A 22,182-nucleotide genomic window follows, 5' to 3' on the forward strand; every position below is an offset into this window, starting at 1 on the left:
GGTAGGCGGGCGCGGCTCTGTACCGAGGCGTTGAACGCACGACCCTCCCCGTCCGGGAACGCGCAGCGGCGCCCGGCGCGCACCACGACGCAGCCGTTCCCGCCGGCGGCCGCGTCCCTCCGTTGTCGCGGCTGCCGTCCCGCACAGCCCGGACACAGAGCTGCGAGCGCGATGTCGCCAGCCGCGACCTCCCTCTGCACGTCTCCGGCGGGGCCACGGGCGCCGACCCGTCTGGACCGTCTCCCGCTCGAACCGTGTTCCACGTGAAACATCCCGCGGACCCATCCGCCGGAACAGCCGACGCCGACGGCAGGATGGAGCGGTGAGCGACAGGACGGTGGCCGTGCTGGCCGGAGGGCTTTCCCACGAGCGCGAGGTGTCGCTGCATTCGGGGCGGCGCCTCGCGCAGGCGCTGCGCGGGGTCGGCGTGGACGTGGTCGAGTGGGACGTCGACGCCAGCCTCGTCTCGCGACTGCAGACCGAGCAACCGGACGCCGCGATCGTCGCCCTGCACGGCGGGGAGGGCGAGAACGGTTCCGTGCAGGCGGTGCTCGACCTGCTCAGGGTGCCGTTCGTCGGTACGCCGGCGCGTGCGTGCCGCCAGGTGTGGGACAAGCCGACGGCGAAGGCGGAGCTGGCGGCGGCCGGCATCGACACGCCGGAGTGGGTCGCCCTGCCGCACAGCACGTTCCGTGCGCTCGGGGCACCTGCGGTCCTGGACGCCATGGTGGCCCGGCTCGGGCTGCCGATGATGCTCAAGCCGGACCAGGGCGGATCGGCCCTCGGGGCCCAGCTCGTCACAGAGGTCGGCGATCTGCCGGCCGCGATGGTCAGCTGCCTCGCCTACGGCGACACCGTGCTGGCGGAACGGTTCGTGGACGGCACCGAGGTCGCCGTTTCGGTGATCGAGGACGGCGGCGTACCCCACGCGCTGCCGCCGGTCGAGATCCACCCCGCGTCCGGTGTCTACGACTACGTTGCCCGCTACACGCCGGGCGCGACCACCTTCCACTGCCCGGCGCGACTCGACCCATCCGTCATCACTCGCCTCACCGAGACCGCCGTGACGGCACACCGGTTGCTCGGTCTGCGCGACGTCTCGCGCATGGACGCGATCGTCGACGGCGCCGGACGTGTGCAGGTGCTGGAGTTGAACGTGTCGCCGGGCCTCACCGACACGTCGTTGCTGCCCCTCGCGGCTCGCACCGCGGGTCGGGACCTCGGTTCGATCTACGCGGGACTCGTCGAGTGGGCCATCGACCGCGTTTCACGTGAAACATCGTGAGCGGGCGAACCAACCCGGGTTCCGGCCATTCGGCCCTACCCCGCTGAGACCGGATCAGGAACCGGCTCGATAACTGTCGTGATCAGTCCGTGCCGCGGTTCATCAGCTCGACGATGCGCTCGAGATCGTCGACGGAACCGAACTCGATGACGATGCGCCCCTTGCGCTGGCCGAGCTCCACGCGCACGCGGGTGTCGTAGCGGTCCGACAGCGTCTCCGCGAGGTCCTGCAGACCGGGCGCGAGCATCGGCTTGCGACGCGGCGCCTTCTGCTGCTTGGGCGACTCGTTGCGGAGCAGGACGACCGCTTCCTCGGTGGCGCGGACCGACATGCCCTCCGCGACGATCCGGGCGGCGAGCTCCTCCTGATGCCCGGGGTCGTCGACGCCCAGCAGTGCGCGCGCGTGCCCGGCGGACAGCACACCGGCGGCGACCCGCCGCTGCACGGGCACCGGCAGCTTCAGCAGGCGGATGGTGTTGGTGACGACGGGTCGGCTGCGGCCGAGCCGGTCGGCGAGCTCGGTGTGCGTGACGCCGAACTCCTCCAGGAGCTGCTCGTACGCGGCGGCCTCGTCGAGCGGGTTGAGCTGGACGCGGTGGATGTTCTCCAGCAGTGCGTCCCGCAGCATCACGTCGTCGGCCGTGCGCCGGACGATCGCCGGGATCGCGGTGAGGCCCGCCCGGCGCGCGGCGCGGAACCGGCGCTCGCCCATCACGAGCTGGAACGAGCCGGGGGAGACCTCGCGGACGACGATCGGCTGCAGCAGCCCGAACTCGCGGATCGAGTGCTCCAGCTCCGCGAGCGCTTCCTCGTCGAACGTCGTGCGCGGCTGCTTCGGGTTCGGGACGACCGCGGACAGCGGGATCTCGCGGAACTCCGCCGCGAGGTCACCCGCTGCCGACGGAGCGGGTGCCGGAGGCTCGGTCGTGCCCGGGCGCGGGAGGTCGGACAGATGCCGCCGGTTGAGATCGGGCTCCGTGGTGATCCCGCCCTGCGTCACGGGAGCGGTCGGGATCAGTGCGGCGAGTCCACGGCCCAGGCCACCCTTGCGCTGGGGCGCGGGGCGATCGGTCACGAAGCACCCGCCTGTGCCGCGCCGCGGTCGGCGATCTCCCGAGCCGCGTCGATGTAGCTCATCGCGCCGCGCGATCCGGGGTCGTAGGCAAGCACTGTTTGGCTGAATCCGGGGGCTTCCGACACCTTCACGCTGCGCGGGATAACTGTCCGCAGCGCGGTGTCGCCGAAGTGCTCGCGGACCTCCGAGGTCACCTGGTCGGCGAGCTTGGTGCGCCCGTCGTACATCGTCAGCAGGATCGTCGACACGTGCAGCGCGGTGTTGAGGTGCGACCGCACGAGATCGATGTTGCTCAGCAACTGCCCGAGCCCCTCGAGCGCGTAGTACTCGCACTGGATCGGGATCAGCACCTCGGACGCCGCGACGAGCGCGTTGACCGTGAGCAGGCCGAGTGAGGGCGGGCAGTCGATGAAGACGTAGTCGACGTCCAGCTCGGCCAGCGCCTCGGGGGAGAGCGCCTGCTTCAACCGGTTCTCGCGCGCGACCATCGAGACGAGCTCGATCTCGGCGCCGGCGAGGTCGATGGTGGCGGGGACGCAGAGCAGCAGCGGTGACGCCGTGCTCTCCACGGCGGCTTCCCGCAGCTCGATCTCGCCGAGCAGCATCTCGTACACCGACGGCGTGCCGAGCCGGTGCTCGACGCCGAGCGCGGTGCTCGCGTTGCCCTGCGGGTCGAGGTCGATGACGAGCGTGCGCACGCCGTGCATCGCCAGTGCCGCGGCGAGGTTGACCGTGCTGGTGGTCTTGCCGACGCCGCCCTTCTGGTTCGCGACGGTGAGCACGCGGCGGTGGGTAGGTCGGGGCATGCGGTACCGATCCGGGTGCAACACCCTGGCTGCGCGTTCGGCTTCCTCGGCGATGGGCGTCCAGCCCGGTGCCTGTGAGGGTGTTTCACGTGGAACGTCGGACACGTTGAACGACACGCTCACCCTTTCCTCCGCCGAGGTACTCGCTCGACGACGATCACCGTGCTGGGGGGATCCACGATGGTGCCACCGCAGCGCTCCACCCGCGGTGTCCCGCCGCCCAACCGGGCGACGGCGGCGGCGTCGCGCTCCACCTCCTCGGGAGCCGATTCGCCCTTGACCGCGATCATCAGGCCTCCCGGACGCAGGAAGGGCAGGCACCACGCGGCGAGGCGGTGCAGGGGCGCGACGGCCCGGGCGGTCACCACGTCGGCTCCCTCCCAACGCCTGCGCACGGCCGGCTCTTCCGCCCGGCCCCGCTCCACCTCGACGGGCAGGCCCAGGTCGTCGATCACTTCGCGGAGCCAGTCCACACGCCGGGACAGCGGCTCCACGAGGACGATGCCGAGGTCCGGCCGCGCCAGGGCCAAGGGTATCCCCGGAAGGCCCGCGCCCGAACCCACATCCACCAGCCGGGCGGCGTCCGGGACGACCTCTGCGACGACCGCGCAGTTCAGGATGTGGCGTTCCCAGATGCGCGGGGCCTCGCGCGGACCGATGAGCCCCCGGTCCACACCGCTCGTGACCAGGTGCTCCGCGTACCGCTCGGCCAGCGGTAGCCGGTCACCGAAGACCTTCGCCGCGCCGCCGGGAACGTCCTCAGCCACTGCGGAAGACGACCACCTGGCGCCGCGGCTCCTCGCCCTCGCTCTCGCTGGCGACACCGCGCACCCGCGCCACCGCGTCGTGGACGACCTTGCGCTCGAACGGCGTCATCGGGCGCAGCCGCACCGACTCGCCGGAGTCGAGCACCTCCTTGGCGGTGCGGGTACCGAGCTCGGTGAGCTCGTCCCGACGCCCCTGTCGCCAGCCCGCGATGTCGAGCATGAGCCGGCTGCGGTTGCCCGACGCCTGCTGCACCGCGAGGCGCGTCAGCTCCTGCAGCGCCTCCAGCACCGCCCCACGGTCGCCGACCAGTTTCTCGAGGTCCTCGCCGCCGTCGATGCTGACGATCGCCCGTCCGGCCTCGACATCGAGATCGATGTCGCCGTCGTAGTCCAGGACGTCGAGCAGCCGCTCCAGGTAGTCACCCGCGATGTCGCCTTCGCGGACGAGCTGGTCCTCGCCGGATGCTGCGGCCTCTCCGCCCTGCTGTGCGGTCTTCGCCACGAGTACGTCTCCTCTCGGCTTGCTGCCGTGCCGCCGCCGGGGAGTCGGACGTCGACACGGCGACCGTCCGCGGACGGCCGTGGTGGTTCGTGGTCAGCGACGCTTCCGCTGCTTGCGGTTGCCGCCGGTGCCGGCCGGCGCCTTGCCCGTCCCGTTGGCGCTCGCGCTGCCGGAAGCGGCGGCCGGCTTGCCGTTCGGGGAGCCGCCGGCCGGACCCTTCGGGGTGGCCGGCTTGCGGGTGACGGGCTTCGCCCCGGGCGTCTTCGGCTTCTCCTCCGGGTCGGCCTTCTGCAGCTCCGGCCGGATCGGCTTCTGCCCGGGCCGCGGCGCAAGCGCCTTCTGCGTCGCCGTCGTGGTCTCGCGCTTCTCCGCCTCTTCGGCGTCGATCTTGCGGTAGACGATCCACTGCTGGCCGAGCGTCCACAGGTTGTTGGAGACCCAGTAGAGGAGCACCGCGAGCGGGAGGAACGGGGCACCGACGACGACACCGATCGGGAACACGTACAGCATCAGCTTGTTCATGATCGCCGTCTGCGGGTTCTCACCCTGCGCGGCGGTCTGGCGGGCGACCGAGTGCCGTGCCGTGATGTGGGTGAAGATGCCCGCCGCGATCATCAGCGGGATCATCACGATCAGCATCTGGGCGATCGAGGTGCCGGCGGCGTTGAGCTGCGCCTCGCCCTTGGTGACCCACTCGCCGAGCTTCGCGCCGAACAGGCTGGCGCGGTTGAAGGAGAGCACGCCCTCCTGGTCGAAGAAGTAGTTCTCGGTGCGGATCGAGCCGTCGTCGTTGACCGGGACGCCTTGGGCGTTGACCGGGCCGAACGTGCGCAGCACGTGGAACAGGCCGATGAAGACCGGAACCTGCACGAGAACGGGCAGGCAGCCCATGATCGGGTTGACGCCGTGCTCGGTCTGCAGGCGCTGCATCTCCTGCGCCTGCTTCTGCCGGTTGTTGGCGTACTTCTTCCGGATCTTCGCCATCTCCGGCTGGAACTCCTGCATCTTGCGCATCGAGCGCACCTGCAGGACGAACGGCTTGAACAGGACGGCGCGCAGCGTGAAGACGAGGAAGACGACGGAGAGCGACCAGGCGATGCCGCCGCCGAGCCCGTCGTCGCCGAAGACCTTGCTGAACACCCAGTGCCAACACCAGAGGATGAAGGACACCGGGTAGTAGATGAAGTTCAGCACGGTGCTTGCTCCTCGTGGTGGTGCTCGCCGGTACCGGCGACGACGGGAGAGGGCTGCTCACCGCGCCGCGGGGGCACGGGGTCAGCTCCTCCAGGGTGCCATGGGTGGCAGCGCAACAGGCGCCAGGTGGTGAGTCCGACGCCGCGCACGACGCCGTGGATCTGCAGGGCTTCGACCGCGTACTGGCTGCAGCTGGGGTAGAAGCGGCACGTGGGCGGGAACGCCGGCGAGACGTGCACCTGGTAGATCCGCAGCAGGAAGACGAGGCCGCGGACGACGGCGTTGCTGATCCGCGTCATCGGTCACCGCCGAGCTTGCGGAGCGCGCCGCGCAGTGCGGCGTCCAGGTCGGCACCGAGCTCGATGGATGCTGCGGCAGATGCAGCGGGAAGCGCACGCACGACCAGCATCGCGTCAGGCGGTAGTTCGGCCAGCCGGGGGGCGACCAGATGGCGCAGCCTCCGGGTGACGCGATGCCGGACGACCGCGTTGCCGACGGCCTTGCTCACGACGAAGCCGGCCCGGGGGCGTGCCCCCTGGCCGGCTCGGTGCAGATGGACCACGAGTCGTGGGCGGCCGCTGCTGCGGCCGCGACGCATGACCGTGGCGAAGTCGTCCCGGTGCGTGAGCCGGGATGCGGCCGGCAGCACCGGGGCCCGGATCAGGCGGAGAGCCGCTCGCGGCCCTTGCTGCGACGGGCGGCGATGATGGCGCGCCCCGCGCGGGTCCGCATGCGCAGCCGGAACCCGTGCGTGCGTGCGCGGCGGCGGTTGTTCGGCTGGAAGGTGCGCTTGCCCTTGCTCACTTCTCGGCTCTCCTGGTCGACGGCGGCGCAGCCGCCATCGTGTCAATCAGCGTGTCTGCGGTGAGGTACTGCTCGTGCGTGGTCCCGGCAGGCGTGCGTGCAGCCCGGACACGGCTTCGCACAAGGGTAACCCAGTGCCCGGACCGGGGACCAAACCGGGTCGCGGCCGATGCCCGGATCGGGGCGTATCGCGACCACGTCCACATCGTTACCTACGACGTACCCCGTCCGGGTTGTGACGTTGGCCCGGCGTTGTTAGCGTGCGCCACTCGATCGCGGTTCGGGGGGACCGACCAGCCTGGCTCGTTCTACGGGCCGCACGACGACTCGTCGAGCGGCCCGCGTACGGTCTTGCGCACAGCTGTGGACAAATCTGGGGATCGTTCGCCGGGGGTGGCGGCCGACCCCTGGGCGACGACCGGGAGGGGGTGCCGGCCGGTGGCGGATCGACCAGGAGATCTGGGTGAGGTCTGGAACCAGGTCATCGCCGACCTCTCGGGCGCGACCTCACTGTCCGGGCAGCAGCGCGCGTTCCTGCGCCTGACCCGGCCGCTCGGCCTCATCGACGGCACGGCGCTGCTCGCCGCGCCCAGCGACTTCGCCAAGGACGCCATCGAGCGCATCCTGCGGCGGCCGATCAGCGACGCGCTGGGCCGCCACCTCGGCGTCACGGTCAACCTCGCCGTCGTCGTCGACGCCTCGGCCGCGTCCGGTGGCACGGACGTGCCCGACCCGCCGGCGCCGGCCGGCGTCGATCGTCCCGGCATGGACCGCCCTGGGCCGGACCGTCCCGCGGCGGTCGCAGTCGATGCTCCGGGGCCCGCCCCGTCGCTCGACCTGCCCGTCGCCGACGCGGCGCTCACCAACGGCGGCCCGGCCGCCATGACCGAGCCCGTACCGGTCGACGACGGCGTCGCCGACGTGCCGCCCGGCCGCCCGAACCGCGAGGTGTGGCCGACGTACTCCGGCCCGCCGCCCGGCGAGCAGGCCGCTCCGCGGTCGCAGAGCCGGTTGAACGAGAAGTACATCTTCGACACGTTCGTCATCGGCGCGTCCAACCGGTTCAGCCACGCCGCGGCCGTGGCGGTCGCCGAGGCGCCGGCGCGCGCCTACAACCCGTTGTTCATCTGGGGCGACTCCGGCCTGGGCAAGACGCACCTGCTGCACGCGGTCGGCCACTACACGCAGCGGCTGTTCCCCGGCATGCGCGTGCGGTACGTGTCCACCGAGGAGTTCACGAACGACTTCATCAACTCCCTGCGCGACGACCGCAAGGTGGCGTTCCAGCGCCGCTACCGCGACGTCGACGTGCTGCTGGTCGACGACATCCAGTTCCTGGAGGGCAAGGAAGGGACGCAGGAGGAGTTCTTCCACACCTTCAACACCCTCCACAACGCGAACAAGCAGATCGTCGTCTCCTCCGACCGACCGCCGAAGCGTCTCGAGACCCTCGAGGACCGGATGCGCACGCGGTTCGAGTGGGGCCTCATCACCGACATCCAGCCGCCCGAGCTGGAGACGCGCATCGCGATCCTCCGCAAGAAGGCCGCGCAGGACCGCCTCGCCGTGTCCGGCGACGTCCTCGAGTTCATCGCGGCGCGCATCGAGCGCAACATCCGCGAGCTCGAGGGGGCGCTGATCCGGGTCACGGCGTTCGCGTCGCTGAACCGGCAGCCCGTCGACACCCAGCTCGCCGAGATCGTGCTGCGCGACCTCATCCCCGACTCCGCCAACTCGGAGATCACCGCGCCGACGATCATGGCGGTGACGGCCGACTTCTTCGGCATCACCATCGAGGAGATGTGCGGGCCGGGGAAGACGAAGGCGCTCGCCCAGGCCCGCCAGATCGCGATGTACCTCTGCCGGGAGCTGACCGACCTCTCCCTGCCCCGCATCGGGCAGACCTTCGGCGGCCGCGACCACACCACCGTCATGCACGCGGACAAGAAGATCCGCAACGAGATCGCGCAACGCCGCAAGACCTTCGAACAGGTCCAGGAGCTCACGACGCGCATCCGGCAGCGGTCACGGGGTTAGCTCCCCGGTCCCGTCCGTGGGTGGTCGCCTTACAAGCGGCTGCGGAGTAGGCGGGGGCCGAATCGGGCGTGTCGGCGCCGCTTTTCATGATCATCACGCGTGAGATGAACGTGACGGGGGGTTTCGGACGGCTCCTTGAATCCACCCGGCCAAAACCCCGCTCATGTCCATCTCGCGCGTGTCGATCATCAAAGCCGAGCCGACGGGACAGAGCCCGACCCCACCCACCCAGATGGCCGCACGGCAACGACGGGGTGGACGGCAGGTTACGACGGCTCAGCGCGTGTGGATGACTCTTCGCTGACCGCTCGCCGTCCGGAGCGACCCGTTCGCCGCATCAGCGTTTATCCAACGGCGTGCCTGCTTGCTCATCCGCTCACGCAGAGTCGCAGGTAGCGCGCCTGATGGTGCGGAAGTGGGTTGCGCGGCGGCCACTCTCCGACCACTTCTGTGCGATTTCGACGACACGCTGTGTCCTCGCGCGGCCACGCTTCACCCACATCTGGGGACAACTCTGTGGACAGTCGCCCGGCGCGCCGTGGACGGATCGCGGTCGATCCGTGGACAACTCGTGTTCAACCCGGGGACAGATCGGGCCGGACGGGCTCCATCCACGGGTCCGATGATCCACCCACGGGTCCGTCCGCGGACGGGTCCACACGACGCCACACCGTCCGACCTGCGGGGACGGCGTCCGTCCACACCATGCACAGGTGCTGGTACTGCTGCTGGATCTTTCTTCAACAGGAAATCAAAGAAGAACAAGCGCTGGGGAGGACGCGTCCGGGCCGTCACCCGTACCCGCTCGAAGACGCTCGGTGAACGCCTCCGGCCGAAGTGACACCCGAACCCGGCAGCCTCTACGGTGGTGCTCCGGTCCCGGGCCGGGTCGTCCACCGCGACGGCCGGCAGGGGCCTCGAACCGCCGGGGGCACGAGGCCGCCGGCCCATGAGCAGATACCGCCGGCGCGAGAGGGCTCCCCGCCATGAAGTTCCGGGTCGAACGCGACGTCCTGGCCGACGCCGCCGCGTGGGTGGCGCGCAGCCTGCCTGCGCGGCCACCGGTGCCGGTGCTGGGCGGGGTGCTGGTCGAGGCGACCACCGGTGCCACCGGCGACCGCCTCCTGGTCTCCGGCTTCGACTACGAGACGTCGGCGAGGGTGGAGCTCGACGGCACGGTCGGTGACCCCGGCCGGGTGCTCGTGTCGGGCCGGCTGCTCGCCGACATCACGCGGGCGCTGCCGTCGAAGCCCGTCGACCTCGTCGTCGACGGGGCGCGTGCCACGATCAACTGCGGGTCGAGCCGCTTCAGCCTGCCGACGATGCCGGTCGAGGACTACCCGCAGCTGCCGGCGATGCCGCAGCTCGCCGGCTCGGTCGCGGCCGACCTGCTCGCCCAGGCCGTCGGCCAGGTCGTCGTGGCGGCCGGCCGCGACGACACGCTCCCGATGCTCACCGGCATCCGGCTCGAGATCGAGGGGGAGAAGCTGACCCTCGCCGCCACCGACCGCTTCCGGCTCGCCGTGCGCGAGCTCGAATGGACACCGGAGGACGCCGGCCTGTCCAGCGCCGTGCTGATCCCGGCGCGCACACTGTCCGAGGTCGCCAAGACCCTCGCCGGTGCCGGCACCGTCGACATCGCGCTCTCCGCCGGCGACGGCATGCTGGGCATCACCGGCGGCGGCCGCCGCGCCACCACCCGGCTCCTCGACGCGGAGTTCCCCGCGTTCCGCAGGCTCATCCCGACCGAGCACACCACCGCCGCGATCGTCGAGTCGGCCGCGTTGGTGGAGGCGGTCAAGCGCGTCGCGCTCGTCACCGACCGGGTCGCGCAGGTGCGCATGGAGTTCAGCGAGGACGGGCTGCGCCTCGCGGCCGGCGGCGACGACGTCGGGAGCGCCGAGGAGGAGCTGCCCTGCGAGCTCGACGGCGCGCCGCTGACCATCGCGTTCAACCCGGGCTACCTGCTGGACTCGTTCGGCGCGCTGCACACCGACCGCGCCCAGCTCACGTTCACCACCCCGAACCGGCCGGCGCTGGTCCGCCCGGTGCCGGGTGACCAGTCGGGTGGTGGCGATGCGGACCAGCCCTCTCCCGGATACCTTCACCTCCTGATGCCCGTCCGGCTGCCCGGCTGACCGCCGGCACTCAGCCCCACGGACACGTCCCACACCAGTGACTCCAGGAGTGCAACCGTGCAACTCGGCCTGATCGGTCTGGGCAAGATGGGCGGCAACATGCGGGACCGGCTGCGTGCCGCCGGTCACGAGGTCGTCGGGTACGACCCCCGCCCCGAGGTCACCGACGTCGACTCGCTCGCCGCGCTCGCGGGCGCGCTCTCGGCGCCGCGGGTGGTCTGGGTGATGGTGCCCTCCGGCGAGATCACCCGGAACACCGTCAAGGCGCTCGCCGAGGTGCTCGACGAGGGCGACCTCGTCATCGACGGCGGCAACTCGCGCTACACCGACGACGGCCCGAACGCCGCCCTCCTCGCCGAGAAGGGGATCCGCTACCTCGACTGCGGGGTGTCCGGCGGCATCTGGGGCAAGGAGAACGGCTATGGCCTGATGGCCGGCGGCGCCGCCGAGGACGTCGAGCGGGCCATGCCGATCTTCGACGCGCTGCGCCCCGAGGGTCCGCGCGAGGAAGGCTTCGCGCACGCCGGCCCCGTCGGGGCAGGGCACTTCTCGAAGATGGTGCACAACGGCATCGAGTACGGGCTCATGCAGGCGTACGCCGAGGGCTTCGAGCTGCTCGAGGCCGCAGAGCTCGTCGAGAACGTGCCGGCGGTGCTGCAGGCGTGGTCGCGCGGCACGGTCGTGCGGTCGTGGCTGCTCGACCTGCTGGTCAGGGCGCTGTCCGACGATCCGCAGCTGGCGAAGCTCGACGACTACGTCGACGACTCCGGCGAAGGCCGCTGGACCATCGAGGAGGCGATCACGCACGCCGTGCCCCTGCCGGTGATCTCTGCCGCGCTGTTCGCCCGGTTCGCGTCGCGGCAGGAGTCGTCGCCGGCGATGCGTGCGGTGGCGGCGCTGCGCCAGCAGTTCGGCGGGCACGCGGTGAAGGCCGCGGCCGGCCCGGCCGGTGCACCCGGCGAGACCGCGGGCCCGGGCGCCGACGTGCCATCGACGCCTGCGCCCTAGTGCATCTACGCCGCCTCGCCGTCGCCGACTTCCGTTCGTGGGAGAAGGCGGAGCTCGACCTCGCGCCGGGGATCACCGTGCTGGTCGGCGCGAACGGGGTGGGCAAGACCAACCTCGTCGAGGCGGCCGGGTACCTCGCCACGCTGTCGTCGCACCGGGTCGCGACCGATGCGCCGCTGATCCGGCGCGGCGCCGAGCACGCCGTCGTCCGCGGCATCGTGGTGCACCACGGTCGCGAGCTGGCGCTGGAGCTGGAGATCACCGCCGGCCGGGCCAACCGGGCGCGGCTCAACCGGGCGCCCGCCAAGCCGCGCGACGTCGCCGGGATCCTCCGCACGGTGCTCTTCGCGCCGGAGGACCTGGCACTGGTGCGCGGCGACCCGGGGGAGCGCCGGCGGTTCCTCGACGACCTGCTGGTCGCGCGCGTGCCGCGGTTCGCCACCGTCCGCGCCGACTACGAGCGGGTGCTGCGCCAGCGCTCGGCCCTGCTCAAGACAGCGAAGGCCGGCCGGTCCGACCTCTCCACCCTCGACGTGTGGGACGGGCACCTCGCCGCGCAGGGTGCCGTCCTGCTCGCCGCGCGGATGGACCTCGTCGACGAGGTGGCGCCGCGCGCGGTCGCTGCGTTCGCCGAGGTCGCTCCGTCGTCGGAGCCGATCGGCGTCGCGTACCGGTGCGGCGTCGCGGACGATCCGCCGCGCACGGTCGCCGAGCTGGAGCAGGCGCTGCTGGAGGCGATGGCCCAGCGCCGGCGTCAGGAGATCGAACGCGGGGTGTGCCTCGTCGGCCCGCACCGCGACGAGCTGGAGCTGACCCTCGGTGACGGTCCGGCGAAGGGCTACGCGAGCCACGGCGAGTCGTGGGCGCTGGCGCTCGCGTTGCGGCTGGCGTCGTACCGGCTGCTGCAGGACGACGACGTCGAGCCGGTGCTCGTCCTCGACGACGTGTTCGCGGAGCTGGACTCCCGGCGCCGGCAGGCGCTGGCGGAGGTCGCGGCCGCCGCGGAGCAGGTGCTGATCACCGCCGCCGTCGACGAGGACGTGCCCGATGGGCTGAACGGGGTACGGTTTGCCGTTACCCGCGGTAGCGTCGAGCCCGTTTCAGCGCCGGGCCGTCCGGATTGACGGGATATCTGGGGACAAGGCTGTGGATACTGTGGATAACTCGTCGCCGACTGGTGATGACGGCGCCGTTCGACCGCCCGGCGCGGCGGACCGACCGTCCGCCAGTACCCGAACGGGTCCAGTTGTCCCCAGCCCTGGGGATGGGTCTGGTGGTGGTGATCCGGACGGGCGCCGCGGCGCCGACATCGCGCGGGAGGCCCTGCGCGCCGCCCGCGAGGCGTCCGCCGCGAAGGCCGCCGACCGGGAGAAGGAGCGGGCCGGCCGCAAACCGGCCGGTGTCCGCGGCAGGCGGCGGCGCTGGTCGGGCGCCGGACCCGACGACCGCGACCCCCAGCTGTTCGGCGCGCTCGTCTCCCGCGTCTCCCGGGACCGGGGCTGGTCGTCCCGCCTGACCGACGCCACGGTGCTGGGCCGCTGGCCGCAGCTCGTCGGGCCGGACATCGCCGACCACTGCACCCCGGTATCGCTGCGTGACGGGGAACTGGTGCTGCAGGCCGAGTCGACGGCCTGGGCGACGCAGCTGCGGCAGCTCCAGCGGCAGCTCCTGCGGCGCCTCGCCGACGCGGTCGGCGGCGACGTCGTGAAGCGGATCCGGGTCGTCGGGCCCGCCGGGCCGAGCTGGCGGCACGGCCCGCGATCGGTGCGCGGGCGGGGGCCTCGGGACACGTACGGATAGCACCGTGCACCGGGGCCGGGGGTGACCCGGATGGGTGTTTGGGGCGTTTCAGCGCTCGCTCAGCGGAAGCGAGCCCGTTCGCACCCCCGTCTCGGCCGCCGGGACCCGACCGGAACCGAGTTCGTCGATCTGTGAGCCTTACAGGGGTGTCCTAGCCGCCATTCTGCTCAGGCGCACCGGTATGATGGAGGGGTGTTCCCGGGTCCTCCCCGAAGGCCCGGCCCAGCGGACCCCGCCTCGGCGACCCTCGTCGCGCGCGCCCGGGGTCCTCACCGCGAGGAGACAGGCAGCACGTGGCGGAGAAGAAGAGCACCTACGGAGCATCGTCGATCACGGTTCTCGAAGGTCTCGAAGCGGTCCGCAAGCGTCCCGGCATGTACATCGGCTCCACCGGCGAGCGCGGCCTCCATCATCTCATCTGGGAGGTCGTGGACAACGCCGTCGACGAGGCGATGGCGGGCTACGCCAACCGGGTCGAGGTCGTCCTGCAGAACGACGGCGGCGTGCGGGTGATCGACAACGGCCGCGGCATCCCGGTCGGCATGCACCCCGTGGAGAAGAAGCCCGCCGTCGAGGTCGTGATGACGGTGCTGCACGCCGGCGGCAAGTTCGACTCCGACTCGTACGCGGTGTCCGGTGGTCTGCACGGCGTCGGCGTCTCGGTGGTCAACGCCCTGTCCTCCCGGCTCGACGTCGCGATCGACACCGACGGGTTCCACTGGGAGCAGCAGTACACGCGATCGGTGCCGGGCAAGCTGGTCAAGGGCGCGCCCACCCGCACCACCGGCACGTCGATCACGTTCTGGGCCGACCCGGAGATCTTCGAGACCACCGAGTACAACGTCGAGACGGTGCGGCGCCGGCTGCAGGAGATGGCGTTCCTGAACAAGGGCCTCACGATCGTCCTGCGCGACGAGCGCAACGGCGACAACGGTGACGCCGAGGAGCCCGACGCAGAGGGCTTCGTTGCGAAGATCCGCGAGCACACGTTCCACTACCCGAACGGGCTCGAGGACTTCGTCGCGCACCTGAACAAGTCGAAGGAGCCGATCCACAAGAAGCTCGTCGCCTACACCGCCGAGGAGGCGGGCCACAGCGTCGAGGTGGCGATGCAGTGGAACTCCAGCTACACGGAGTCGGTCTACACCTTCGCCAACACGATCAACACGCACGAGGGCGGCACCCACGAGGAGGGCTTCCGCGCGGCGCTGACCAGCACGGTCAACCGGTACGCGCGCGAGAAGAAGCTGCTCAAGGAGAAGGACGCCGCCCTCTCCGGTGACGACATCCGCGAGGGACTAGCCGCGATCGTCTCGGTCAAGCTGAAGGAGCCCCAGTTCGAGGGGCAGACCAAGACGAAGCTGGGCAACACCGAGGTCAAGTCGTTCGTCCAGCGCGTGTCGAACGAGTGGCTGGCCGACTGGTTCGAGCGCAACCCCACCGAGGCGAAGATCATCGTCAACAAGGCGGTGCAGTCGGCGCAGGCCCGGATCGCGGCGCGCAAGGCGCGCGAGCTGGTCCGCCGCAAGAGCCCCGGCGACATCGGCGGTTTGCCCGGCAAGCTTGCCGACTGCCGCTCCACCGACCCGTCCAAGTGCGAGGTCTACATCGTGGAGGGCGACTCGGCCGGTGGTTCGGCCAAGTCCGGCCGCGACTCGATGTTCCAGGCGATCCTGCCGATCCGCGGCAAGATCATCAACGTGGAGAAGGCGCGGATCGACCGCGTCCTCAAGAACGCCGAGGTCCAGTCGATCATCACGGCGCTGGGCACCGGCATCCACGACGAGTTCGACATCGCGAAGCTCAAGTACCACAAGATCGTGCTGATGGCCGACGCCGACGTCGACGGCCAGCACATCCGCACGCTGCTGCTCACGCTGCTGTTCCGGTTCATGCGCCCGCTCGTCGAGGCCGGGCACGTCTTCCTCGCGCAGCCGCCGCTCTACAAGATCAAGTGGGGTGGCCGGGGCGCCGAGCCGGAGTTCGCCTACTCCGACCGCGAGCGCGACGGCCTGATCGAGGCCGGCCGCGCTGCCGGCAAGAAGCTGCCCAAGGAAGAGGGCGTGCAGCGGTACAAGGGTCTCGGCGAGATGAACGCCAAGGAGCTGTGGGAGACCACGATGGACCCGGCCCACCGGGTGCTCCTGCAGGTCACCCTGGACGACGCCGCCACCGCCGACGAGCTGTTCTCGATCCTCATGGGCGAGGACGTGGAGTCGCGCCGCTCGTTCATCACCCGCAACGCCAAGGACGTCCGGTTCCTCGACGTCTGAGTTCCCTCAGACGTCTGGTGACCGGGTGGAAGGACTGACGTGACAGACATCCTCGATCCTGCTGCTCCGGCCGGGGGCGGCGGCGGTGGTGGCGACCGCATGGAGCCGGTCGACATCCAGCAGGAGATGCAGCGCTCCTACATCGACTACGCGATGAGCGTCATCGTCGGTCGGGCGCTGCCGCTGGTGGAGGACGGGCTCAAGCCCGTGCACCGCCGCGTCCTGTACTCGATGGGCGAGAACGGGTTCCGGCCCGACCGCAGCTACGTGAAGTGCGCGCGCGTCGTCGGCGAGGTGATGGGTAACTACCACCCGCACGGTGACACGTCGATCTACGACGCGCTCGTGCGGCTCGCGCAGCCGTGGTCGATGCGCTACCCGCTGATCGACGGGCAGGGCAACTTCGGCTCCCGGGGCAACGACCCGGCTGCGGCCATGCGCTACACCGAGTGCCGGCTCACCCCGCTGGCCATGGCGATGCTGCAGGACATCGACGAGGAGACCGTCGACTTCACGCCCAACTACGACGGCAAGACGCAGGAGCCCGACGTCCTGCCGGCGCGCATCCCGAACCTGCTGATCAACGGCAGCGCCGGCATCGCCGTCGGGATGGCGACGAACATCCCGCCGCACAACCTGCGCGAGGTCGGCGCCGGCGTGGTGTGGGCGCTGGAGAACCCCGACGCCACCGACGACGAGCTCCTCGAAGCCCTCATGGAGCGGATCAAGGGCCCGGACTTCCCCACCGCCGGGCTGATCGTGGGCCGCGACGGCATCGACCAGGCCTACCGCACGGGTCGCGGCTCGGTGCGCATGCGTGCTGTCGTGGAGGCCGAGGAGGACGCCAAGGGGCGCACCATCCTCGTCGTCACCGAGCTGCCCTACCAGGTCAACCCGGACAACCTGATCGAGTCGATCGCGTCGCAGCACCGCGACGGCAAGCTGACCGGCATCGCCGAGATCAACGACGAGTCGTCGGACCGCATCGGCATGCGCATCGTGATCACGCTCAAGCGCGACGCGGTGGCCAAGGTCGTGCTGAACAACCTCTACAAGCACACCCAGCTGCAGACCGCGTTCGGCGTGAACATGCTCTCGATCGTCGACGGCGTGCCGCGCACCCTGCGCCTCGACCAGATGGTGCGCAACTACATCCGCCACCAGATCGAGGTCATCGTCCGGCGCACCCGCTACCGGCTGCGCAAGGCCGAGGAGCGGGCCCACATCCTGCGCGGCTACGTCAAGGCGCTCGACGCGCTCGACGAGGTCATCGCCCTGATCCGGGCGTCGGCCACCGTCGAGGTCGCGAAGGCCGGCCTGATCGAGCTGCTCGACGTCGACGACATCCAGGCGCAGGCGATCCTCGACATGCAGCTGCGGCGCCTCGCCGCACTGGAGCGCCAGAAGATCATCGACGAGCTGGCCGAGATCGAGCGCGAGATCGCCGACCTCGAGGACATCCTCGCCCGCCCCGAGCGGCAGCGGCAGATCGTGCGCGACGAGCTGCAGGAGATCGTCGAGAAGCACGGCGACGACCGCCGCACGGTGATCGTCGCCGACGACGGCGACGTCACCAACGAGGACCTCATCGCCGTCGAGGACGTGGTCGTCACGATCACGCAGACCGGCTACGCGAAGCGCACCAAGACCGACCTGTACCGGGCGCAGAAGCGCGGCGGCAAGGGCGTGCAGGGCGCGCAGCTGAAGCAGGACGACATCGTCGCCCACTTCTTCGTGTGCTCCACGCACGACTGGATGCTGTTCTTCACCAACAAGGGCCGGGTGTACCGCCTCAAGGCGTACGAGCTGCCGGAGGCGAACCGGTCCGCGCGTGGCCAGCACGTCGCGAACCTGCTCGCGTTCCAGCCGGACGAGCAGATCGCCCAGGTCATGCAGATCAAGGACTACCAGGCCGCCCCGTACCTCGTCCTCGCGACGAAGAGCGGGCTGGTCAAGAAGTCGCGCCTGACCGACTTCGACTCGCCGCGCACCGGTGGCCTGATCGGCATCAACCTGCGCGAGGACGACGAGCTCGTCGGTGCGGTGCTCTGCTCGGCCGAGGACGACCTGCTGCTCGTCTCCGCGGAGGGGCAGTCGATCCGCTTCACGGCGAGCGACGAGGTGCTGCGGCCGATGGGTCGCGCGACCTCCGGCGTGCTCGGCATGCGCTTCAACGGCGGCGACCGGCTGCTGTCGCTCGGCGTGGTGCAGCCCGACACGTTCGTGCTGGTGGCCACGGACGGCGGCTACGCCAAGCGCACGCCTATCGAGGACTACCCGGTGCAGGGCCGCGGCGGCAAGGGGGTCTTGACGATCCAGTACGACCGCCGACGTGGCACGCTGGTCGGTGCGCTCATCGTCGGGATCGACGACGAGCTGTACGCGATCACCTCCACCGGTGGGGTGATCCGCACGACCGCGCGCGAGGTCCGCAAGGCCGGCCGGCAGACGAAGGGGGTCCGCCTGATGAACCTGGGCGAGTCCGCCACCCTGCTGGCCGTCGCCCGCAACGCGGAGGACGACGACGAGGGCGACGACACCGCCGTCTGAGACCGTCGGCACCGCAGGGCCGACCGCAGCACCGACACGGAGGGAACGCTCGGCACGTGAGTGAGAACTCGAGCACGCCGGAGGAGCCGGAGGCTTCGGGCAGCAGCGTGGCCACCGGCGGGGACACCTCGCCGCCGGCCGCGGCTCCCGAGGCCAACGGCGCTGCGGCGCGGGGTGCCGAGCCGAACGGCGCCGCTGAGGACGGCGCGGCGAAGGCCGCGTCCGCGCCGGGCGAGGACGCCCCGACCGAGGAGACCCGGGCCGACCCACCGGCTGCGCCCGACCTCGTGAAGGGCCCGGCCGCCGATCCGCCCACGGTCGCGGCGCCGGCGCCGGCCGGGCGCACCCCGACACCTGCCCGGGGGATCGGTGCCACGGGCCCGGCGCCGGCCAACGGTGCCGCTCAGCGCCCACCCGTGCCCGGTCCGCGGCCCGCGCCGGGGCCGGTCCCCGGGCCTGGGCCGGAAGCCGCCGCACCTCCGCCGTGGCACCGGGTGCCCGGACACGATGCCCGCGACGTCCGGGAGGCCCCCACCCGATCGGCCGGTGTCGGTGACCTGCTCGGCGACGGCCCCACCGTCGTCATGGGTGGCCCGGGTCCCACAACGGGCGGTGCCGAGCAGCCCCGACCGTCCGGGCCCGGTTCGGCGACGGGCGGCTGGCAGGCCGTCCGGGCCACCCGCAACCGCACCCCGCGCCAGGCCGCGCTGCAGCTCAAACGGCTCGACCCGTGGTCGGTGCTCAAGCTGTCGCTGGTGCTCGCCGTGGTGCTGTTCTTCGTGTGGCTCGTAGCGGTCGGCGTCCTCTACGGGGTGCTCGACGGCATGGGCGTGTGGGACCAGCTCAACGGCAACTACGCCAACCTCGTCAACGACAACGCACCGGCCGGTGGCCAGCTGATCAACGCAGGCCGGGTCTTCGGGTTCGCCGCGGTGGTCGGGGCCATCAACAGCCTGCTGTTCGCCGTCGCGATGACGATCAGCGCGTTCGTCTACAACGTGTCGGCCGACCTGGTCGGCGGCGTGGAGGTCACGCTCTCCGAGCGGGACTGACCGGCGGGGTATCCCGTTGCAGGGCGGCGGAGGGCCTGGGGTACCCTCGTCCACGTCGCAGGGGCCTATAGCTCAGTTGGTTAGAGCGCATCACTGATAATGATGAGGTCGCTGGTTCAAATCCAGCTAGGCCCACTCCCGAGTTCCCATGGACGACAGGACAGTGACGTCATGAAGAAGGTTCTCATCGCGCTCGTGGCGATCGCCGCCGGTGCGCTCGTGTTCAGCAAGGTCCGCTCCGGCCGCTCCGAGGCCGACCTCTGGCAGGAAGCCACCAACAGCTGACCGCCACCCCCGCCGAGCGGGTCCCTGACCCGCGGGCGGGTTCGGGGACGTAGCTCAATTGGCAGAGCACCGCCTTTGCAAGGCGGGGGTCAGGGGTTCGATTCCCCTCGTCTCCACCACGGCCCACCAGCGCGAACAGCGCCGGTGGGCCGTTGACGTTTGATCTTGCAGCCAACCTGGCTGCGGATTCCCGAGTACGGACCGGCCGCGTCTTGTGGCTGTCGCCGGACAAGTGCGGAGATCAGCCGATCGGCAACCGTCGCACACGGAGTGATTCGTCGCCGATCACGACAATGGCGCCCGCGTTCAGATCTTCCTGCACCTTCGGCAAGTTCATGATCAGGATTCCGGCCCACTCCTCGACGCCGCTAGGCGGCGCGCAGAACGACTGCGTCGGTCGCTGCTCGAAGACCAAGGTCACTGACGTGGATGACGTCCCATCCCTCGCGGGTCAGCACGTTGACCAGGCGCGATGAGAGGTTGTTGTCGAGCAGCAGCCTCAGTGGCGACGGGGATGCGTAGGCCGCGGATCGTCGGGACACCGGCCATGAGCTCGGGATCCGTGGTGATCCGGGTGAACGTCATGCGGTCATGGCATGGCGGCGGGACGCGACCGGCCCACGACTTCCGCACATCCCGCGCACTACGCCGCCGACCACCGTCCACAGCATCGATCGGTCGGTCCGACCCCTGCCTTTCAACCATTCGCGGCGTCGACGGCCTCGATCACGCGGAGGTCGTCGCGGACGGCCCAGTGCTCGGTCAGGCGGTCCCCCTCCACGGTGAACACGTGGAGCTGCTTCCAGGCGATCTGCGCGCCGCTCGGCGGCCGGTCGCCGAGCCAGGGCATCCCGCTGCCGACGTGCTTGCCGTGCAAGGTCACCCATACCGCGACCCGGCCGTCGTCGAGGGTGCCCCAGCCGTGCAGCTCCGCTCTGCGCTCGTCGAAGCTCCGCTCGATCCAGCTCCAGACCTCGTCCCAGGTGGCCGGCCCGCGCTGCCCGCTGACGTGGTCGTGCAGATCGGGACTCATCATCGCCTGGAAGTCGGGCTCGCCGTCTGCGATCCAGCGGGCGTAGGCCTGTGCGACTTGCTGTGGTTCGAGCACAGATCCACTGTGGCCCTACTCGGCGCAGAGGCACAACGGGTGCCCGGCCGGGTCGAGGACGACGCGGAACGTCGTGCCGGGCTGGTGCTCGGCCTTGGTCGCGCCGAGGTCGAGGACGGCCGCCTCGGCGGCGTCGAGGTCGTCGACCAGTACGTCGAGGTGCATCTGCTGCGGTGTGTCCTGGGACGGCCAGGTGGGTGGGACGTAGCCGTCCACCCGGTGGAACGAGATGCACCGGCCGTCGTCCGCGAGCACGGCGGCACGGTCCTCGGTGACGCCGTCGATCGCCCACCCCAGCAGCGCCGCGTAGAACGTCGCGAGCGCGGCCGGGTTCGGGCAGTCGACAGCGAGGACGGGGGAACGCGCGATGGCCACCTGCCGATCATGGCATCAGCGGGCGGGATCGATGATCGTCATCCCGGCGACGGTGGCCCGGTCGAACCCCGGCAAGGCGGCCGCGGCCTCCTCGAGCCCGATCGTGCGCTCGATGAGCCGCTGCGGCTGCAGCCGGCCCTGCTCGATGAGGGCCAGCATGCCCGGGTAGTCGACGGCTGCCATGCCGTGGCTGCCCAGGACGTCGAGTTCCCAGCCGATCACCCGATCCATCGGCACGCGGGGGTGTCCTGCGGTCGGGGGTAACAGCCCCACCTGGACGTGCCGGCCCCGCCGTCGCAGGCTGAGGATCGCGTCGGCGCAGGCCTGCTCGTTCCCCACGGCGTCGACGGCGACGTGCGTTCCGCCGTCGGTCAGGTCGGTCACGGCGGCCGGGACGTCGGTGCCGTCGGTGAGGAGCGTGTGCTCGGCACCCAGATCGGCGGCGACGGCGAGGGCTTCCGGGTTGCGGTCTACCGCGATCACCCGGGCGCCCAGTGCCCGGGCGATCATCACCGCGCTGAGCCCGACGCCGCCTGCGCCGACCACGGTGACCCACTCGCCGGCGACGACCCGCGCACGGCTCACGAGGGCGCGGTGCGCGGTGGCGAACCGGCAGCCGAGACCGGCTGCGGTCGGGAAGTCGATCGTGTCGGGCAGGGCGACGAGGTTCGCGTCGGCGGCGTGGAGGGCGACGAGCTCGGCGAACGAGCCCCAGTGGGTGAAGCCGGGCTGCTGCTGCCACGGGCACACCTGCGCGTCTCCGGCGCGGCAGAATTCGCAGCGCCCGCAGCCGCAGACGAACGGGCTGGTGACCCGGTCGCCCACGTTCCAGCGGCGTACGTCCGGCCCCACCTCGACGATCACGCCGGCCAGCTCGTGCCCCGGGACGTGCGGGAACGCCACGGCCTCGTGGCCGGCCCACGCGTGCCAGTCGCTGCGGCACATCCCGGTGGCGTGCACCCGCACGACCACCCCACCGGCGGGCACCGCTGGCTCGGGCACGTCCCGCACCTCTGGACGGGACCGGACGGAATCGACGACCACGGCGCGCACCGGTACCTCCTACCATGCCGGCACCGCGAGGTGCGCCGCGATGATCGAGGTGGACGAGGCCGAGCGGCTC

The 22,182-nt window shown here is 71.1% G+C and carries 23 protein-coding genes, 2 tRNA genes and 1 pseudogene; 12 read left to right on the forward strand and 14 right to left on the reverse strand.

All coding sequences use genetic code 11. The annotated features are described in order from the left end of the window. Positions 1-322 precede the first annotated feature (322 nt). A complete protein-coding gene (locus ACQEVB_RS07215) occupies positions 323-1,285 on the forward strand; it encodes a D-alanine--D-alanine ligase family protein (protein ID WP_432966702.1) in 963 nt (320 codons plus the stop codon). Between the two features lie 82 nt (positions 1,286-1,367). Here ACQEVB_RS07215 and ACQEVB_RS07220 read toward each other — a convergent pair whose 3' ends face one another. The 8 genes from ACQEVB_RS07220 to rpmH form a co-directional block, all read right to left on the reverse strand. Continuing rightward, a complete protein-coding gene (locus ACQEVB_RS07220) occupies positions 1,368-2,360 on the reverse strand; it encodes a ParB/RepB/Spo0J family partition protein (RefSeq protein ID WP_432966704.1) in 993 nt (330 codons plus the stop codon). Next, on the reverse strand, positions 2,357-3,271 hold the full coding sequence (locus tag ACQEVB_RS07225) for a ParA family protein (RefSeq protein ID WP_432980197.1): 915 nt from the start codon (positions 3,269-3,271) through the stop codon (positions 2,357-2,359). Before ACQEVB_RS07225 ends, ACQEVB_RS07220 begins: the two co-directional genes overlap by 4 nt. A gap of 14 nt (positions 3,272-3,285) precedes the next feature. After that, positions 3,286-3,933, reverse strand: coding sequence for a 16S rRNA (guanine(527)-N(7))-methyltransferase RsmG (gene rsmG / locus ACQEVB_RS07230; protein WP_432966706.1), 648 nt, complete (start codon positions 3,931-3,933; stop codon positions 3,286-3,288). Beyond that, positions 3,926-4,435 carry a protein jag gene (locus ACQEVB_RS07235; RefSeq protein WP_432966708.1) on the reverse strand — a complete coding sequence of 170 codons (510 nt, stop codon included), beginning with the start codon at positions 4,433-4,435 and terminating at the stop codon, positions 3,926-3,928. The genes rsmG and ACQEVB_RS07235 overlap by 8 nt, the downstream gene beginning before the upstream one ends. A 93-nt stretch (positions 4,436-4,528) precedes the next feature. Beyond that, complete coding sequence (yidC, locus tag ACQEVB_RS07240) at positions 4,529-5,629, reverse strand: membrane protein insertase YidC (protein WP_432966710.1); 1,101 nt, start codon at positions 5,627-5,629, stop codon at positions 4,529-4,531. Further along, the gene (gene yidD, locus ACQEVB_RS07245) at positions 5,623-5,928 is read right to left on the reverse strand and encodes a membrane protein insertion efficiency factor YidD (protein ID WP_432966712.1); all 306 of its coding nucleotides are present in this window, start codon (positions 5,926-5,928) and stop codon (positions 5,623-5,625) included. The genes yidC and yidD overlap by 7 nt, the downstream gene beginning before the upstream one ends. Beyond that, entirely contained in the window at positions 5,925-6,278 is a 354-nt protein-coding gene (rnpA, locus tag ACQEVB_RS07250) for a ribonuclease P protein component (protein ID WP_432966714.1), read from the reverse strand. Before rnpA ends, yidD begins: the two co-directional genes overlap by 4 nt. A gap of 11 nt (positions 6,279-6,289) precedes the next feature. Next, a complete protein-coding gene (gene rpmH, locus ACQEVB_RS07255) occupies positions 6,290-6,433 on the reverse strand; it encodes a 50S ribosomal protein L34 (RefSeq protein WP_432966716.1) in 144 nt (47 codons plus the stop codon). Between the two features lie 438 nt (positions 6,434-6,871). Between rpmH and dnaA the strand changes: the two genes are divergently transcribed. The 11 genes from dnaA (at position 6,872) to ACQEVB_RS07310 (ending at position 19,695) form a co-directional block, all read left to right on the forward strand. Continuing rightward, entirely contained in the window at positions 6,872-8,470 is a 1,599-nt protein-coding gene (dnaA, locus tag ACQEVB_RS07260) for a chromosomal replication initiator protein DnaA (RefSeq protein ID WP_432966718.1), read from the forward strand. A 986-nt stretch (positions 8,471-9,456) separates the two neighbouring features. Then, positions 9,457-10,608, forward strand: coding sequence for a DNA polymerase III subunit beta (gene dnaN / locus ACQEVB_RS07265; protein ID WP_432966720.1), 1,152 nt, complete (start codon positions 9,457-9,459; stop codon positions 10,606-10,608). Between the two features lie 57 nt (positions 10,609-10,665). After that, on the forward strand, positions 10,666-11,616 hold the full coding sequence (gnd, locus tag ACQEVB_RS07270) for a phosphogluconate dehydrogenase (NAD(+)-dependent, decarboxylating) (RefSeq protein ID WP_432966722.1): 951 nt from the start codon (positions 10,666-10,668) through the stop codon (positions 11,614-11,616). Then, positions 11,616-12,740 (forward strand): DNA replication/repair protein RecF, encoded by a 1,125-nt coding sequence (recF, locus tag ACQEVB_RS07275; protein ID WP_432966724.1) that lies wholly within the window; start codon positions 11,616-11,618, stop codon positions 12,738-12,740. The genes gnd and recF overlap by 1 nt, the downstream gene beginning before the upstream one ends. 22 nt (positions 12,741-12,762) lie before the next feature. Next, positions 12,763-13,416 (forward strand): DciA family protein, encoded by a 654-nt coding sequence (locus ACQEVB_RS07280; protein ID WP_432966726.1) that lies wholly within the window; start codon positions 12,763-12,765, stop codon positions 13,414-13,416. A 293-nt stretch (positions 13,417-13,709) separates the two neighbouring features. Next, a complete protein-coding gene (gyrB, locus tag ACQEVB_RS07285) occupies positions 13,710-15,689 on the forward strand; it encodes a DNA topoisomerase (ATP-hydrolyzing) subunit B (protein WP_432966728.1) in 1,980 nt (659 codons plus the stop codon). A 99-nt stretch (positions 15,690-15,788) separates the two neighbouring features. After that, positions 15,789-18,239: a DNA gyrase subunit A gene (gyrA, locus tag ACQEVB_RS07290; protein ID WP_432980200.1), complete on the forward strand. Its 2,451-nt coding sequence runs from the start codon at positions 15,789-15,791 to the stop codon at positions 18,237-18,239. Between the two features lie 56 nt (positions 18,240-18,295). After that, complete coding sequence (locus tag ACQEVB_RS07295) at positions 18,296-19,291, forward strand: DUF3566 domain-containing protein (protein ID WP_432966730.1); 996 nt, start codon at positions 18,296-18,298, stop codon at positions 19,289-19,291. 61 nt (positions 19,292-19,352) lie between these two features. Next, positions 19,353-19,426: transfer RNA gene (locus tag ACQEVB_RS07300), tRNA-Ile, on the forward strand. A 36-nt stretch (positions 19,427-19,462) separates the two neighbouring features. After that, positions 19,463-19,576, forward strand: coding sequence for a DLW-39 family protein (locus tag ACQEVB_RS07305; RefSeq protein ID WP_432966732.1), 114 nt, complete (start codon positions 19,463-19,465; stop codon positions 19,574-19,576). Positions 19,577-19,619: 43 nt separating this feature from the next. Then, positions 19,620-19,695, forward strand: a tRNA-Ala gene (locus tag ACQEVB_RS07310). Between the two features lie 122 nt (positions 19,696-19,817). Here the strand turns inward: ACQEVB_RS07310 and ACQEVB_RS07315 are convergent. The 6 genes and pseudogenes from ACQEVB_RS07315 to ACQEVB_RS07340 form a co-directional block, all read right to left on the reverse strand. Then, positions 19,818-19,997: a hypothetical protein gene (locus ACQEVB_RS07315; RefSeq protein WP_432980725.1), complete on the reverse strand. Its 180-nt coding sequence runs from the start codon at positions 19,995-19,997 to the stop codon at positions 19,818-19,820. Then, positions 19,945-20,118 (reverse strand): DUF5615 family PIN-like protein, encoded by a 174-nt coding sequence (locus tag ACQEVB_RS07320; protein WP_432966734.1) that lies wholly within the window; start codon positions 20,116-20,118, stop codon positions 19,945-19,947. Before ACQEVB_RS07320 ends, ACQEVB_RS07315 begins: the two co-directional genes overlap by 53 nt. Then, positions 20,084-20,281 (reverse strand): annotated as a pseudogene (locus ACQEVB_RS07325) (DUF433 domain-containing protein); the annotation flags it as partial. The gene ACQEVB_RS07320 and the pseudogene ACQEVB_RS07325, both read right to left, overlap by 35 nt. After that, positions 20,274-20,684 (reverse strand): ester cyclase, encoded by a 411-nt coding sequence (locus tag ACQEVB_RS07330; RefSeq protein WP_432966735.1) that lies wholly within the window; start codon positions 20,682-20,684, stop codon positions 20,274-20,276. The pseudogene ACQEVB_RS07325 and the gene ACQEVB_RS07330, both read right to left, overlap by 8 nt. Positions 20,685-20,699: 15 nt before the next feature. Further along, positions 20,700-21,059, reverse strand: coding sequence for a VOC family protein (locus tag ACQEVB_RS07335; protein WP_432966737.1), 360 nt, complete (start codon positions 21,057-21,059; stop codon positions 20,700-20,702). Positions 21,060-21,074: 15 nt separating this feature from the next. Beyond that, positions 21,075-22,061: an alcohol dehydrogenase catalytic domain-containing protein gene (locus ACQEVB_RS07340; RefSeq protein ID WP_432966739.1), complete on the reverse strand. Its 987-nt coding sequence runs from the start codon at positions 22,059-22,061 to the stop codon at positions 21,075-21,077. Between the last annotated feature and the right edge of the window lie 121 nt (positions 22,062-22,182).

Source organism: Pseudonocardia sp. CA-107938, assembly GCF_050936315.1.
Lineage (GTDB): Bacteria > Actinomycetota > Actinomycetes > Mycobacteriales > Pseudonocardiaceae > Pseudonocardia.

What these genes read in the sequence shown, in the direction of transcription:
- yidD (WP_432966712.1), bottom strand. Translation starts at nt 5,928, where the DNA reads ATGACGCGGATCAGCAACGCCGTCGTCCGCGGCCTCGTCTTCCTGCTG.
- dnaN (WP_432966720.1), top strand. Translation starts at nt 9,457, where the DNA reads ATGAAGTTCCGGGTCGAACGCGACGTCCTGGCCGACGCCGCCGCGTGG.
- gyrA (WP_432980200.1), top strand. Translation starts at nt 15,789, where the DNA reads ATGGAGCCGGTCGACATCCAGCAGGAGATGCAGCGCTCCTACATCGAC.
- ACQEVB_RS07305 (WP_432966732.1), top strand. Translation starts at nt 19,463, where the DNA reads ATGAAGAAGGTTCTCATCGCGCTCGTGGCGATCGCCGCCGGTGCGCTC.